Consider the following 14,901-nt stretch of genomic DNA (forward strand, 5'->3'; position numbering starts at 1 on the left):
CCCCCGCACGCCGGTTGCGTACGGGGGCTCGCCTGCGATCGGCCACAGGCCAGGTGGAGCGGTCCCGGGTGAGGGCCTAGAAGACGCTGACGCCGTAGCGGCTCAGGGCCTCGGTCACGGGCTGGAAGAAGGTCGTACCGCCCGAGGTGCAGTTGCCGCTGCCACCGGAGGTCAGACCGAGCGCGACACCGCCGGAGGTGTAGAGCGCGCCGCCGGAGTCGCCGCCCTCGGCGCAGACGTTGGTCTGGATCATCTGGTAGACCACGTCGCCGCCGCCGTAGTTGACCGTGGCGTTCAGGGCGGTCACCCGGCCGGTGTGGATACCGGTCGTGGAGCCGTCCCGGATGACCGACTGGCCCACCGTGGCGTTGCCGGCGCTGGTGATGTCGGTGTTGCCCGCGGTGCCCGCCTTGGCGACCGAGGTGTTGGTGTAGCGGACCAGCGCGTAGTCGTTGGTCGGGAAGCTGTAGCCGCTGTTCGTGCCCAGCACGGTGGTCTGACCGGAGTTGGAGTACCAGGTCGAGGCGACCTCGCCGCAGTGCCCGGCGGTCAGGAAGTAGTAGGTGCTCCCGCTGACGACGTTGAAGCCGAGCGAGCAGCGGTAGCCGCCGCCGTAGATGGCGTCGCCGCCGCCGATCAGCTTGTTGAACTTGCCCGGGGTGTGCTTGATCGTGAGCGCGCCGGCGTTGTCGCCCGCCTGCTCCTTGATCTGCGCGATCTCGGCGTCCGAGACCGTGCTGTCGACGGTGACCAGGAGGCGGTTGGTCTTGGCGTCGACCGCCCATGCGGTGCCCGGGATGTCGGCCTGGAGCACCGAGTCGCCCGCGCTCTTCAGTTCGGCGGTGCTGAACGTGGCGGTGTCGGCCGCGCTCGCGTGGGGGATGGCGATGGCGGCGGCGGCCACGAGTCCGGTGGCCACGGCGGTCAGCCTGGTCCGTCTCGAGATACCGCTCGTGGGGGTGGTGGGGGTGGTGCGCTTGATCCTCACGTTTCGTTCCCTCCCAGGGGAAGTCGGGGGCCCGTGGTGTGGGGTCGGGGCCCGTGAGGCGCAGCCGGGGACCGGCGTGCGTCCGGATTTCGGACACGCCGTGACCCTGACAAGCGCTGAGGGGGAGTATTCGGCCGAACGGCCGGTCGGCGCAAGGGCGCCTTTCGGCCGTCAGACCTTCAACGAACTGCGTGAGTTGATCCCTCTTGCAGCCTCTTGCCCCAGCTCAGACCAGGTTGCGCTCCCCTGCCTCGACCGCCACGTCCTATGTGTTCCCCGGTGGCGGGGAGGGGCGGGGGAAAGCATCCGCAAGGCGCACGGAGGCAGTACGGCCCGATCGTGGCCGACCGTCGCGCGTCCGTTCGCGCCGCGTGCGCCGCGGTGCCGGCCCTCCGTCCGTGGTCAGCCCGTCGGAGCCCGCCGTGGCGGGTGCCACGGCGGCCTCTTCGGCCCCCCGGGCCCCGGGCGAGTCCGGAAGTCGACCGTCCGGACAGGCCTCGGCGGAGGTTCCCCGGGCGTTTCAGGTACGGGGGGAAAGCGGGGAGCGGGTGGTCCGCCCGTCCCGCGCCGGGCCGGGCAGTCCGAGGTGGGAGCGCAGGGTGCGGCCCTCGTACGCGGTACGGAACACACCGCGTTCCTGGAGCAGCGGCACCACCCGGTCGACGAACTCGTCGAGCCCGTCGGGCATGAGCTGCGGGAGGAGGACGAAGCCGTCGGCGGCCTCCTCCCGCACGGACCGCGCCAGTTCGGCGGCGACCGCGTCGGGGGTGCCGATGAAGGACTGCCGGGCGCTCGTCTCGATCACGGTCTGACGAAGGGAGAGCCCCTTCTCCCTCGACAGCGCGCGCAGCTTCCCGGCCGTCGCGACGGCTTCCCCGTGCCGGGCGCGGTCCCGCGGGTCGGCCACCGGGTCGAAGTCGGGCAGCGGCCCGTCGGGGTCGTACGCCGACAGGTCGACGCCCCAGAGCCGCTCCAGGGTGAGGACGGCGCGCTGGGGGGTGACGAGCTGCCGTCTGATCGTGGCGGCCCGCTCCTGCGCCTCGGCGGCGGTGTCCCCGAGGACGACGGTGACACCGGGCATGATCCTCAGATCGGCGGCGGTACGGCCGTACTTGGCCAGCCGTCCCTTGATGTCGGCGTAGAGAGCGCGCCCGGCCTCCGGTGTGCCGTGCGGCGCGAGGACGACGTCGGCGGTCGCGGCCGCGCACTCCCGGGCCTGCGCGGAACCCCCCGCCTGGATCACCACCGGGTGTCCCTGCGGTGGGCGCGGCACGGTGAACTCCCCGGCGATGTCGAAGTGCCGGCCCTGGTGCGCGAACGGCCGGGCCGCCCCGCCCGGTGTCCAGGAGTCCCACAGTCTTCTCGCGGTGGCGACGAACTCGGCGGCCCGCGGGTACCGGTCGGCGCGGTCGAGGTAGTCCCCCCGGCGGAAGTTCTCGCCGGTGCCGGCGCCCGCGGAGGTCACCACGTGCCAGGCCGCCCGGCCTTCGCTGAGATGGTCCAGGGTGGCCAGCTTGCGAGCGAGTTCGAACGGCTCGTGGAAGGCGGCGTCGGCCGTGGCGGCCAGCCCCAGGTGTTCGGTCACGGCGGCGAGCGCGTGCAGGACGGTGAGCGGCTCGGGGCGGCCCGCCGCGTCCCGGTCGTGGATCCGGCCCCGGTGGGCGCGCGGCCGGGGACCCTCGGCGAGGAGGAGGAAGTCGAACAGACCGCGTTCGGCGGTCCGGGCGAGGTGGTCGAAGGAGGAGAACGCGATCGGCGGCCTCGCGACGGGTCCGGTCCAGACGGTGGTGGTGTCGGCGTCGGGGAAGCAGGCGGCCAGGTGGCAGTGTGCGCTCATGCCGCTCCTCCCGCGTACCGGTTGGCGGGCCGGCCGAGGCCCAGGTGCTCGCGGAGCGTGCTGCCCGGATAGAAGGTGCGGAACAGCCCGCGGTGCTGGAGCAGCGCCACCGTGCCGTTGACCAGCCGCTCCAGATCGCGGCGCGGTTCGACGGGGACGAGGTGGAAGCCGTCGGCGGTGCCGTCCTTGTACCAGGAGGCGATCAGGTCGGCGAGATCGACGGGGCCGCCCCGGTAGAGCGGTCCCTGCGCGGTCTGCCGGGGGCCGCCTCCGCCGTGGCCGGGATCGGCGGCGTGCTCTCCGTCCCCGAGGTCGATCAGCAGACTCACCAGGACGAGCAGGGAGTTCGGGTCGCGACCCGCCCGGGCCGCGTCGGCCCGCAGCAGGTCGCGGACGGTGCGGACCTGCGCGGGGCTCGCCGCGCGGACCAGGGCCACGTCGGCGTGCCGGGCGGCGGTGGACCGGGCGGGTCCCTCGGTGGCGTCGACCACGCGTACCGGGTGCCCCTGCGGAGGTCTGGGCAGGTGGGAGGGGCCCCGGACCGAGAAGTCCGCGCCGGTGAAGTCGACGTGGTGCAGCTTGCCGGCGTCGAGGGAACGGCCGGTCGGCACCTCCCGTACCGCGGCGCCGTCCTCCCAGCTGTCCCACAACCTCGCCGCCACGTCGGCGACTTCGCTCGCCTCCCGCCACAGCGCGTCCGACGGTGCGGAGTGCCGGCGGCCGAAGAGACGGGCCTCGCCCTCCGTGGTGGAGACGTCGATCCGCCAGCCGGCCCGGCCCCGGCTGACCCAGTCGAGGGTGGCGACCGTGGCCTGGACGTGGAAGGGCTCGGTGTGGGTGGTGGTGAGGGTGGGCACCAGTCCGACGCGGTGCGTGGCCGGCGCCACCCGGGACAGCACGGCCGACGCGTCGGGCCCGGGGCGGGCGAAGGTGTCGTCCAGCGTCACGAAGTCGAGTCCGCCCCGTTCCGCGAGCCGGGCCAGCTCCAGGTAGGGGCCGGCGTCGAACACCCCCGGCCGGTCGATTGCGGCCGCCAGGTGCAGCGGGCCCCGGCCGTGCGATGAGGTCATGGGGGAGAACCCTTTCTTCCGTGACGCTTCGAAGTGGAGCGGTTCACCCGACGGCATCGGCGCCCAGGTCCCGCAGGAACACCAGGACGGCCCGGGCGGTGGCGTCGTTCTGCCGGAACGCGGGGCCGCCGGTGCGCGGCCGGGTGAACGCGCCCGGGGTACGGCCGTCGGTGTGCGGCCCGAGCGCGAAACGCCGGGGGTGCGGCCGACCGGCCCGGTCCAGGACCCGCCCGTCGGCGCGGTCCACCCGCAGCAGCCCGTCCGGGGTCTCGTCGGCCCCGTCGGCGTGCAGTTCCCGCAGCAGCGGATCGAGGGCGCGCCGGAGCGTCGGCTCCGGCAGCCGGGCCTCGACCAGCGCCCGCGCCTCGACCGAGCGGCCCGGCACGGTGGGGCTCGACGCCCGGAACACCCCGTCCCGCGCGTGAACGGCCATGTCGGCGCCGACGAACTTCAGCACGCCCGCCCGGGACAGCGCGAGCAGCTGTCCGAGCCGGGGGCCCGGCGGCCCGGAGGCGAGGTAGCTGAAGAACCCGTGCCACCAGGAGCCGATGTCGCCGAGCCGGATCAGCTGTCCGTAGACGGACAGCAGGCCCAGGAAGACGGCCAGGTCGGTGCTGTGGGCGGGGTCGTGACGGCGGCTCAGGTCGCTCTCCACATAGCCGCGCAGCCCTTCCTGGAACTCCTCGAAGGATCCGTAGGTCACCGCCTCCAACGGCCGGTCGAGCGCGGCCAGGTCGAGCCGGTCCCGAGGATCCGGCACGGCGGACGCCACCAGGGCCTCGCGTTCGGCGCCCGCGGCCGCGGCCTCGTACTTCTCCTCGAAGTCGGTCCAGGCGATCGCGGTCCGCTCGGTGTGCACCGTGAACAGCCGGTGGTAGTGGGCGAAGCCCAGCTCCTTCTCCACCAGCGGCCACACATCGCGCCGGAAGTCGAAGCCCTCGGGCCGCGCGAGCAGCCCGTCGATCTCGGCGGGCCCCAGGAACCGGGGCAGCGGCGGCCGCTCGCCGGTCCAGTCGTAGCCGATCTTCGAGTGGTACGGCACTCCGCGCCGCGAGCCGACGTACAGCACCGGTTCCTGCCCCGAGGGCACATAGGTGTCCCCCTCGTACCGGCCGCCGCGCCCCTCGGTGAGCAGCACCATGAGGTCGACGAAGGCGAGCCCGAAACCCCGTACCAGCACGGGTTCACCGGCCGGCAGCGCGCTCAGGTCGCTGTCGGCCGTGAAGTCCGGCGGCAGGTGGAGGAGCCCGTGCTCCCGCGCGTAGGACGCCAACGCGCGCTGTTCCTCGTCGAGTTCGGCGTCCAGATGACCGAGGGCGAGGACGACGAGGTCGGCGGGCAGCGGCCGGTTCCTGCCTTCCAGCCACACCTCTTGGCGTCCCGTACGGGGGCCGCTCACCCGCAGCGCGCGCGTCGGGTGGTGGTGGACCGTGACGCCCGGCGGCAGGGCCGCGACCGCCTGCTCGTGCACCCAACGCAGATAGGAGCCCTGGATCTGCCGGTCGGCGAAAGTACGCCCGGCGATGCCCGCCCACTCGTGCAGGGTCGGGCCGGGGCGCACGGGACCGGCCATCTCCACCGACTCGTCGGTGAACATGGTGACGTCCTCGGCATGCGAGTTCATCCACAGCAGCGGTGACTGGGCGGCCCGCCAGATGCGTCCGGCGCCCGGCGGATGCGGGTCGACGAGATGGATCTCGAGCGGCGAACCGGCGTACAGCTCGGGCGCGTTGGCGGCAATCCGCTCGATGAGGCCGGTCCCCCGCGGCCCGGCCCCGACGATCACGAGGGTGGCGGGCGCTTCGGGGTCGAGGGTTTCGGAAGACATGCGAAGGCTCCGTGACAGCTGGGATCGAACACGGGTAGGTGCCTTCACACACCGGGTGGGGCGCGCCGCGCGGCGCAGATACGGCCGAGCCCCTCAGCAGGGCCGTGCAGCGAGAGTACGGGGGCGTTTCCCCTCACTGTCAAGGCCGTCCACACTGTGAGCGGTACGTCTCAAGTCGGTTGACGCGTAACCGGAGACCTGTTCCACTTGGCCCATGCATCCGCAGCAGTGGCTGGTCACCCGCTCCCACATCGACTTCGGTCGCGTGTGGTCCTGTTCCTGTTGAGCTGACCCACTGCGGCCCCCGCTTCCGGGGCGCCCCTCTCGCGTTCTCCCCTCCCCCAGCTCCGCCTTCACACCCGCGCTTCCCCCTCGATACGCGCTTTTCTCCACCGTTTTCGCCCTACCGCACGTCCGCCCGGCGGTCGGCGGGGCCCGACCGTCCCGCGCCCCGGCGCGGCACGCGGCCGACCACCCGATCCGTCGGCGTCCCCAGCACGCCTCCGTCCCGTCGGTCGGCCCCGCGCAGTCCGCGTCCTCGGCCGCAGTCACGTCCGCGGAGTGCCCTTCGCACACCCCGGCGCCTCGCAGGGGCGCCGGGGCGGACAAGGTGACGTCGCGTCAGCAGGAACAGTCGCAGGAGCAGCACTCACAGCAGCCGCACCCGTCACAGCAGTCGCCGCAGCCGCAGTCGCAGCCGTCGCTGCACCAGCCCTCCCGCTTCTTCCGCGACCAGGGCCCCTCGAACTCGTCGGCGCAGCAGACCTGGCACGTGCAGCACAGCCCGATGGCGACCGCACACCCGGCCCAGAAGCCCCGCTTCCCGGGCCGCGGCGGCTCACCGCCGAAGGGGTTGCCCCCGTAGGGGTTGCCGGGCGCGTGCGGGTCCGCCGGCCCCTGCGGGGCGTACGGGCCGGTCGGCGGCCCGAAGGCGCCCTGAGGCGCAGGGGTGTGTCCGCACGTCCGGGTCCCGAACGCCCGGTCGACCGACTGCTCCAGCTCGTGCGCCAGCAGGCGGTGCGCGAGCCTTCCGTTCTCGAACTCGACGTCGCGCAGCGCGAGCCTGATGCCGTGCAGGGCGTCGTCGGCGAGCCGGCGGGCCTCGGTGAGCGGGGTGCCGGTGGCCGTCAGCGGGTTCCAGGCACCGGCCGCCGCGTCGGACTCCCGGTCCTCGACCGCGTCCAGCAGATGTGCCAGCCGCCCGAAGAGCCGGCCGGCCTCGGCGAGCGGGGCGGCGTTGCCGGGCCGGCCCGCCAGGACCGCGGTGTGCGCGAAGGCGGCGGCGGTGGCGGTCTCGGTCGGCTCGGTCACGGCGGTCAGCGGGGTCCCCGGCCCGGCGAGCGCCTCGATGCCGACCTGCCGGTCCACGGCGTCGACGAGGACGGCGGTGTCGAACCCGACGGCGGCCCCGCCGCGTTCCCCGGCCCGCCCCCAGCTCGCGGCGACCCGGCGGGCGGCGACGGCGACGGGCCGCCGCGCCAGCAGCCCGTCCCCGTCGGCGACGTGGTCACGCACCTTGGCCGAGGCGAGCACCAGCGAGACGGCGGCCGCGAGCCGGGCGCCCTCGCCCTGCGCGACGGACGCGGTGCGCATCCCGCGCAACGGGCACGGCCCCGCCGTCCGCCGCCACCCGTCGGCCCCGACCCGGGAGGCCTGAGCCTCCGTCAGAACCGATATGAGCAGCCCGTCGTAGTTGGTGACGACCCGCGCGAACTGCCCGTGGTCGCCGCGCAGCGCGAGACAGAGCCCGCACAGATGCGCCATCCACTGGGCCTTGAGACCTTCCCCGAGCCGATGAGCGCACGGCCTGACGATTCCGAACACGACAACCCCCGTCGTCCTTGGGACATTGAGCTGCGGCATGCTATCGACCGATTGTCACGCCGGATCTGGGGCACTCGGTTCACCCGGACGCACCGTGCGTCACTCGTTCGCCACGAAGAATCATATTTCACTCACAGTCAGCAGCCGTATGCGGTACGACCCTTGGGAGACGCGGGCTCTCGACGGATGCGCTGTGCACCAGTACCGTCACAAACCCCCCGCGCGGCGTCTATCCACTTGGCGCGACATCCGCATCATGGACGACCATGGGGAATGCGGAAAGCAGAAAGACCGCTGTGAGAGGAGGCGTCCATGGGATCGGTGCGCAAGGCGAGTGCCTGGCTTGGCCTCGTCGACGACAACGATGACGAGCGTTACTACGACGACGACTATTCCGAGGGGACCGACTCCGGCGACGCCTGGGTCACCGACCCCCGTGTGAAGGTGGCGGCGGACACGGCCGAGGAGAAGGGCCGCCGGATCGGCACCGTCACCCCGGACAGCTTCCGGGACGCACGGGCGATCGGTGAGCTGTTCCGCGAGGGCGTGCCGGTCATCATGAACCTCACGGCCATGGAGGCCGGTGACGCCAAGCGCGTCGTCGACTTCGCGGCCGGGCTGATCTTCGGCCTGCGGGGTTCCATCGAGCGGGTGTCCACCCGGGTGTTCCTGCTGAGCCCCGCCAACACCGAGATCGTGAACGGAGACCCGTCCGCGCACCGGACGGACGGTTTCTTCAACCAGAGCTGAGGCAGGGCCGCTCACCGGCCCTGCCCCGGCCCCCGGCCGGGTCAGCGGAAGGCGTCGAGTCCGGTGAGCGCCTTGCCCAGCACGAGCTGGTGCATCTCGACGGTGCCCTCGTAGGTGAGCACCGACTCGAGGTTGGTGGCGTGCCGCATGACGGGGTATTCGAGCGAGATCCCGTTGGCACCGAGGACGGTACGGGCGGTCCGGCAGATCTCGATCGCCTCCCGTACGTTGTTGAGCTTGCCGAAGCTGACCTGCTCGGGACGCAGTCGGCCGGCGTCCATCCGCCGCCCCAGATGATGGGCGAGCAGGATCCCCTTGTGCAGTTCGACCGCCATGTCGGCGAGCTTGGCCTGGGTGAGCTGGAACCCGCCGATGGGCCGTCCGAACTGCTCGCGGGTCTTCGCGTAGGCGACGGCGGTCTCGAAGCAGGAGCGCGCCGCCCCCATCGCGCCCCACACGATGCCGTAGCGGGCGTGGGACAGACAGCTGAGCGGTCCGCGCAGCCCGGTGACCTCCGGCAGGACGGCGTCCGCGGGCAGCCGCACGTCGTCGAGCACCAGCTCGCTGGTCACGCTGGCCCGCAGGGACCACTTGTGTTTGATCTCGGGCGCGGAGAACCCCGGCGCGTCGGTGGGCACCGCGAAGCCGCGGATCCCGTCGTCGCTCTGCGCCCAGACGACGGCCACCCCGGCGACGGACCCGTTGGTGATCCACATCTTGCGGCCGTTGAGCACCCAGTCCGAGCCGTCCCGCTTGGCGTACGTCCGCATGCCGGCGGGGTCGGAGCCGTGATCGGGCTCGGTGAGCCCGAAGCACCCGATGATCTCGCCCGCGGCCATCCCCGGCAGCCAGGTCCGCTTCTGCTCCTCGCTGCCGAAGCGGTGCAGCGCGTACATGGCGAGGGAGCCCTGCACGGAGACGAGGGAGCGGATGCCGGAGTCGGCGGCCTCGAGTTCGAGACAGGCCAGGCCGTACTGCACGGCGCTGGCACCGGCGCATCCGTAGCCGCTCAGCGACATCCCGAGCGCCCCGATGGCGCCGAGCTCGCGTGCGAGCTCGCGGATCTCGGGCAGCTCGCCGTGCTCGTACCACTCGGCGACGCGGGGCAGCACCCGGTCCGCGGCCCAGCTCCGCACGGTGTCACGGATCGCGAGATCCTCGGGCTCCAGCAGATCGTCGATCCCCAGGGGGTCGGTGGGGTCGAAGGGGGGCAACGTCGAGGACGCGGACATGAGAGAGCCTCCGAAAAAAACTAGCACCGCTAGTCACACCATCGCCCGAGACGTTACGACGCGCCGTCCCGCTCGTCCAGTACCCTCCGCGCGAGCCACGGACCGCAAGCCGCGGGCCACGACGGGCGGTGCGCGGGCGCGGGATTCATGCGGAGGTCCCTAGGGACATCCCCGCGAAGACTCAAGCGGAGGTCCCTACGGACATCCCCGCGGAGACCCATGCGGAGGTCCCTACGGACATCCCCGCGAAGACTCAAGCGGAGGTCCCTACGGACATCCCCGCGGAGACTCATGCGGAGACGCGGGACTCCACGACTCCGCGCGGCGCGGGAAGCTCCACCTCCGCCGGAGGCGCCTCGCACTGCATGACCCGCGGCAACCGCAACGCCATCACCGCGCCCAGCAGCAGCAGCCCGGCGCTCACCAGCAGCGTGACATGCAGGCCGTGCACGAAGCTGTCCCTGGCGACCTGCCGCAGCGCCATCCCCACCGGCCCGCCCAGCTGTCCGGCGATCTCGTACGCCTCGCCCAGCGAGTGCCCCGCCGCGTCCGAGGCCGACGCGGGCACCCCCGGCACGGACTTGAGGCCGGGCGCGTACGCGGCGTTCATCACGCTGCCGAGCAGCGCGATCCCGATGCCCGCCCCCAGCTGGTACGACGTCTCCCCGATCGCCGCCGCCCCGCCCGCCTGCTCCGGCGGGGCCTCGCTCAGCATCGACTCGTACGCCGCGAACAAGGTCGTCTCCAGGCCGAAGCCCAGCAGCAGGAACCCGGACAGCAGCAGTCCCGTGTTGTCCGACTCGCCCATCGCGGTCAGTGTCAGCACCGCCAGTGCCGTGAGGACGAACCCCCCGCACACCATCCGGCGCGGCCCGAACCGGCGGAGCAGCCGGGCCCCGGCCAGCCCGGCCGCCATCGCGGCGAAGGTCAGGGGCAGCAGGCGCAGGCCCGTCTCCAGCGGGGACAGCCCCAGCACCAGCTGCAAGTACTGGGCCGCGATCAGCTCAAGACCCACCAGGGCCAGCATCGCAAGGACGATGCACCCCACCGACGTACTGAACGCCGGCCGCCCGAACATCCGCAGATCCACCAGCGGATGCAGACGGCGCCGCTGACGGCGGACGAACAGCACGATCAGCACCGCGCCCACCAGCAGCGGCACCACGGTGAACAGCCCGAGCTCCCCGCCGCCCAGCCGCTTCACCCCGAGCACGACACCGAACAGGCCGGCCGCCGCCATCAGCGCGCCGACCACGTCCCAGGGACCGTCCGCCGCGCCCCGCGACTCGGGCAGCAGAAGCCGCCCCACCGGCAGGCTGACCAGCATCAGCGGGATGTTGACGAGGAAGACCGAGCCCCACCAGAAGTGCTCGAGCAGGAAGCCGCCCAGCAGCGGGCCGACCGCCGCGCCGACCGCGGCCACGGCGCTCCAGATACCGATCGCGAGCGCCCGCTCACGCCGGTCGGGGAACACCTGCCGCAGGATCGAGAGCGTCGCGGGCATGATCATCGCGCCGCCCACGCCCAGCAGGGCCCGCGCCACGATGAGGGTCTGCGCGCTTCCGGCGAACGCCGCCAGCGCGGAGGCGACACCGAACAGGGCGTAACCGATCAGCAGGATCCGTCTGCGGCCCACCTTGTCGCCGAGCGTGCCGAACAGGATCAGCAGCGAGGCGCAGACAAGGGGATAGGTGTCGACGATCCAGAGCAGTTCGATCGCGCCGGGCCGCAGATCCTCGGTGACGGCGGGCACCGCCACGTGCAGCACGGTCGCGTCCACGGCTACCAGCAACAGGCTGGTGCACAGCACCACCAGGACGACCCAGCGGTTGGCACCGGCCCCGGCCGCCCGCCGGCGCAGCCGAGCGGCGGCCGTGGTCGTCCCGGACATGTACGTACCTCCCAGGTGATCCCCCGGTTCGGCGGGCTCACGGGGTGGGGACTCCCCGCGGCTCGGCCGGAGAGGAGCGGTGTCTCCGGCCCGCGCAGACGAACACGAGTGGAACGCAGCGTACGCGAGTTCGCGCCGGGGCCACGTGGCGGACCTCTCACCGCCCCGGGGCAACCCATGTGGCGTACGCCACTCCCCCGCCACCTCCGGGACACTCCCCGTCCCCCCGGCCGGGCCACCTCCGGGACACTCTCCCTGCCCCCGGCCGGGTCCCGCCGGGCCGTCTCCCCGGACGGCCGACCGCCCCGGCCGACCCGGCCGCCGGGCGCGCCGTCGATAATCGGGCCCGTGACCGATCTTGAGACCCGCGTGACGCCCCCCGGCGCCGCGACCCTGCGCCGGGCGGCCCCCGCCCTCCTGGGGTACGCGGCCGTGCGCGCCCTGGGTCTGCTCGCCCTGGTCCTGTGGAGCGCCGCCCGCGACAGGAGCGCGTACCCGCTGCTGACCGCCCGCTGGGACGCCCTGTGGTACACCAGGGTCGCCGAGCTGGGATACGGCTACGAGGTCCGGCTGCCCAACGGCGACGTCCACTCCAACCTGGCCTTCTTCCCGCTGCTGCCCTGGCTGGAGAGGCTCCTGCACGCGGTGACCCCGCTGTCGTACGCCGACGCCGGTTTCGTCGTGTCCCTGCTCGCCTCGCTCGCCGCGGCCTGGGGCGTCTTCGCGGTCACCGACCGGGTGTACGGGCGCCGGGCGGGGGTGTGCGCGGTACTGGTGTGGGCCGTCCTGCCCGTCGGGATCGTGCAGTCGATGGCGTACAGCGAGTCACTGTTCACCGCGCTGGCCGCCTGGTCGCTGTACGCGGTGCTCACCGGCCGGTGGGTGACCGCGGGGCTGCTCGCCTCGCTGGCCGGTCTGACCCGTCCGGTGGGGCTCGCGGTGGTCGCGGCGGTGTGGGCGGCAGCCGTGGCCTCCTTCCTCCGCGACCGCGGGACGCCGACCACCGAGGCCCCTCCCGGGTCGGGGCCCGGCCCAGGGCCCGGGGCGGCCGCCGGCCGCGTCGCGCCACGCGCCCTCGGCATGCTCCTCGCCCCCCTCGGCGCCGCCGGATACGTCCTGTGGGTCGGCCACCGCACCGGCGGGGGCCCGCTCGGCTACCTCGACGTCCAGGCGGGCTGGCGCAACGGCTTCGACGGCGGCTACGCCTTCGCCCGCTTCGTCGCCGACAAGTTCACGTCGTTCCCGTCGGCCCTCGCCGGTCTCGGGCTGATCGTCGGTGTCGCCCTGCTGCTGTGGCTGTACGTCGTCTGTGTGCGGCAGCGCCAGCCGCTTCCGCTGCTGGTGTACGCGGGTACGGTCCTCGCGCTCGCCCTGTGCGCGTCGAGCTACTTCGGCTCCAAGCCGCGCCTGCTGCTGCCCGGCTTCCCGCTGCTGCTGCCGCTCGCGCTGGCGCTGGCCCGGCTGCGGACGTCCAGGTCGGCGTCGGTGGTGGTGTGCCTCGCCGTGGTGTCGGCCGGGTACGGCGCGTGGTGGCTGAACGGCAGCGGTCCGCCGTAAGGGAATCCGGCTTTTCGGTGAACCCTTTCATACGTTCCCTAAAACTATCTCCTGGAATGATCAAAGGAATTGAAGGGAACAGTGTTCGACGATTAGCGATTCCACAGGAATTAGTGCCCTCCTGAGAGCAATCCCACATCACATCGTCATCACAAACCAGCGGAATCGGCCGGGTCTCGAGCTCACTCGCTGTAACGTCGTTTAGGTGCGTACCGAACAAAACCTCACCCGTCTGGACCGGGTGTTCGCCAGGCTCGACCGGGAGCCGGAACGACCGGCCCACATCGATGTGCCGAAGATGAGCAGGCACCGGGTCGCGCTGTTCCTGGCGACCCTGGCCTTCTATCTGGCGATCGTGTGGCTCGTGGTGATCACCTCGTGGCTGGTCCGCCTCGACTGGCTGGTCATGTTCTTCCGGCCGTACCAGCAGTGGTCCGGCATCCACTGGTTCGTCGACTACTACGTGGTCCTCGGCCAGCGCGGCCCGACCGCCGTCATGGTCGCCGCCTGGCTCGGCTGGAGATCCTGGCGGCAGCACACCCTGCGCCCGCTGCTCACGCTCGGTGCCTCGCTGCTGCTGCTGAACCTCACGGTCGGTGCCGCCAAGCTCGGCATGGGCCGGCTCGGACCGCACTACGCGACCACCATCGGCTCGAACGAGATGGGCCTCGGCGGCGATATATTTCCCAGCGGCCATACCGCCAACGCGGTCGTGACCTGGGGAATCCTGGCGTATCTGGCCTCCACCCCGAGGGCCCGCCGCTGGCTGTCCGCGCTCTCCGCGGTGACCTCGCTCGGCGTCGGCCTCGCCACGGTCTACCTCGGCACGCACTGGCTCAGCGACGTCGTGCTCGGCTGGGCCGCGGGTCTGCTGATCCTGCTGGCGCTGCCCTGGTGCGAGCCGCTGATCGCGCGCGCCGAGGTCGCGATCTTCGACCTGCGCGACCGCTGGCGCGACCGCCGCGCCGCTACGGCCCCGGCTCCCGCCCCGGCCCCGGCCCCGGCCGCGCCCGTCGCCGTGCCCGTGCCGTTCGCCTCGGGTGCGCCCGCCCAGGAGGAGGCCTCCGCGGCCCGCGAGCCGGCCGCACCGGCCCGTTCGCCGCGCGCGCCGGTCTATCTGGCGCCGGGCCCGCACACGACCCGCTCGGAGCGCACCCCGGTCACCCCGGTCGGCAGCCGCCGTCCACCGCACGCCGACCGCCTCCCGCGCGGCACGGCGGCCTCCGCGGCCCGCCCCCTCCCGGGCGGCTGACCTGCCAGGACAGCGGGACCCCGGTACGCACAACCCGGTTCCGCACCCGAAGGCCCCGGTTCCCGACGACGGGAACCGGGGCTTTCGTCGTCCTCGTCCGGCCTCCTCGGGCTCTCAGCCCTTCCAGGCGCGGGCCACGATCCCGTCGCTCACCTCGAGGTTCAGCCGCCCGAAGCGGTACTCCATGGTGACGATCGTCCCGGGGGCCAGCGCACGCACGGTCGACCACCCCCGTTCCCGCGCGAGCCGCTCGGCGCGGGAGGCCTCGAGGCCGACGTATCCGTCCGGATTGTCCTGGGGCTCCGCTGGCGGAGTGGGATTCGGTGCCATACCGCCACGCTAGGCGGCGAGTCCCGCTCCGGGAACCCCGGACGGGCGATACGGATCACTCCGGTCACACTTCTGTCACAGGATCACGACAGGTGTTTCGGCCACCGTCACATCGGCTTCCGTGCCGTGGTCCCTCATACGGACGAGCGGTTTCGTGCGCCTTCCGCGCGAATTCGAACGTAATTCCCGCGTGTCGCCCGGGCGCCCAGAATAAGCCGTCGGAAAGTTCGCGGGGTACCGTCCCAGGACGCCACCGCATTACCATTCCGTGCGGGATCACGGGAGCTGACTGCTCATAGGAAATACACGGCTCCCCCACACATCCTCCGTACGCACCCGGGA

At 72.7% G+C, this 14,901-nt stretch carries 11 protein-coding genes; 3 read left to right on the forward strand and 8 right to left on the reverse strand.

Features of this window, described 5'->3' with window-relative positions:
- Nucleotides 1–76: 76 nt before the first annotated feature.
- The 5 genes from AOQ37_RS25250 to AOQ37_RS25270 all read right to left on the reverse strand — a co-directional run bounded on the left by AOQ37_RS25250 (nucleotide 77) and on the right by AOQ37_RS25270 (nucleotide 7,547).
- Nucleotides 77–988, reverse strand: a complete 912-nt coding sequence (locus AOQ37_RS25250) for a S1 family peptidase (RefSeq protein WP_062647126.1) — start codon at nucleotides 986–988, stop codon at nucleotides 77–79.
- Between the two features lie 520 nt (nucleotides 989–1,508).
- Nucleotides 1,509–2,825, reverse strand: a complete 1,317-nt coding sequence (locus AOQ37_RS25255) for an NtaA/DmoA family FMN-dependent monooxygenase (protein WP_062647128.1) — start codon at nucleotides 2,823–2,825, stop codon at nucleotides 1,509–1,511.
- Nucleotides 2,822–3,895, reverse strand: coding sequence for an LLM class flavin-dependent oxidoreductase (locus AOQ37_RS25260; RefSeq protein WP_062647130.1), 1,074 nt, complete (start codon nucleotides 3,893–3,895; stop codon nucleotides 2,822–2,824). Before AOQ37_RS25260 ends, AOQ37_RS25255 begins: the two co-directional genes overlap by 4 nt.
- A gap of 43 nt (nucleotides 3,896–3,938) precedes the next feature.
- The gene (locus AOQ37_RS25265; RefSeq protein WP_062647132.1) at nucleotides 3,939–5,723 is read right to left on the reverse strand and encodes an FAD/NAD(P)-binding protein; all 1,785 of its coding nucleotides are present in this window, start codon (nucleotides 5,721–5,723) and stop codon (nucleotides 3,939–3,941) included.
- A gap of 621 nt (nucleotides 5,724–6,344) precedes the next feature.
- A complete protein-coding gene (locus AOQ37_RS25270; RefSeq protein ID WP_199825078.1) occupies nucleotides 6,345–7,547 on the reverse strand; it encodes a DUF5685 family protein in 1,203 nt (400 codons plus the stop codon).
- Nucleotides 7,548–7,859: 312 nt separating this feature from the next.
- Between AOQ37_RS25270 and AOQ37_RS25275 the strand changes: the two genes are divergently transcribed.
- The gene (locus AOQ37_RS25275) at nucleotides 7,860–8,297 is read left to right on the forward strand and encodes a cell division protein SepF (RefSeq protein ID WP_062647134.1); all 438 of its coding nucleotides are present in this window, start codon (nucleotides 7,860–7,862) and stop codon (nucleotides 8,295–8,297) included.
- A gap of 41 nt (nucleotides 8,298–8,338) precedes the next feature.
- Here AOQ37_RS25275 and AOQ37_RS25280 read toward each other — a convergent pair whose 3' ends face one another.
- Together AOQ37_RS25280 and AOQ37_RS25285 are read right to left on the reverse strand one after the other, a co-directional pair.
- Nucleotides 8,339–9,529, reverse strand: coding sequence for an acyl-CoA dehydrogenase family protein (locus AOQ37_RS25280; RefSeq protein ID WP_062647135.1), 1,191 nt, complete (start codon nucleotides 9,527–9,529; stop codon nucleotides 8,339–8,341).
- A 289-nt stretch (nucleotides 9,530–9,818) separates the two neighbouring features.
- Nucleotides 9,819–11,420, reverse strand: a complete 1,602-nt coding sequence (locus AOQ37_RS25285) for an MFS transporter (protein ID WP_062647137.1) — start codon at nucleotides 11,418–11,420, stop codon at nucleotides 9,819–9,821.
- A gap of 348 nt (nucleotides 11,421–11,768) precedes the next feature.
- Here AOQ37_RS25285 and AOQ37_RS25290 point away from each other — a divergent pair, with 348 nt between their 5' ends.
- Nucleotides 11,769–12,977 (forward strand): mannosyltransferase family protein, encoded by a 1,209-nt coding sequence (locus AOQ37_RS25290; protein WP_062647138.1) that lies wholly within the window; start codon nucleotides 11,769–11,771, stop codon nucleotides 12,975–12,977.
- Between the two features lie 205 nt (nucleotides 12,978–13,182).
- Nucleotides 13,183–14,229, forward strand: coding sequence for a phosphatase PAP2 family protein (locus AOQ37_RS25295; protein WP_062647140.1), 1,047 nt, complete (start codon nucleotides 13,183–13,185; stop codon nucleotides 14,227–14,229).
- 114 nt (nucleotides 14,230–14,343) lie between these two features.
- Here the strand turns inward: AOQ37_RS25295 and AOQ37_RS25300 are convergent, their stop codons facing one another.
- Nucleotides 14,344–14,559, reverse strand: coding sequence for an I78 family peptidase inhibitor (locus AOQ37_RS25300; RefSeq protein ID WP_062647142.1), 216 nt, complete (start codon nucleotides 14,557–14,559; stop codon nucleotides 14,344–14,346).
- Nucleotides 14,560–14,901: the final 342 nt, after the last annotated feature.

This window comes from Streptomyces maremycinicus (genome assembly GCF_001184025.1).
GTDB classification, from domain to species: domain Bacteria; phylum Actinomycetota; class Actinomycetes; order Streptomycetales; family Streptomycetaceae; genus Streptomyces; species Streptomyces maremycinicus.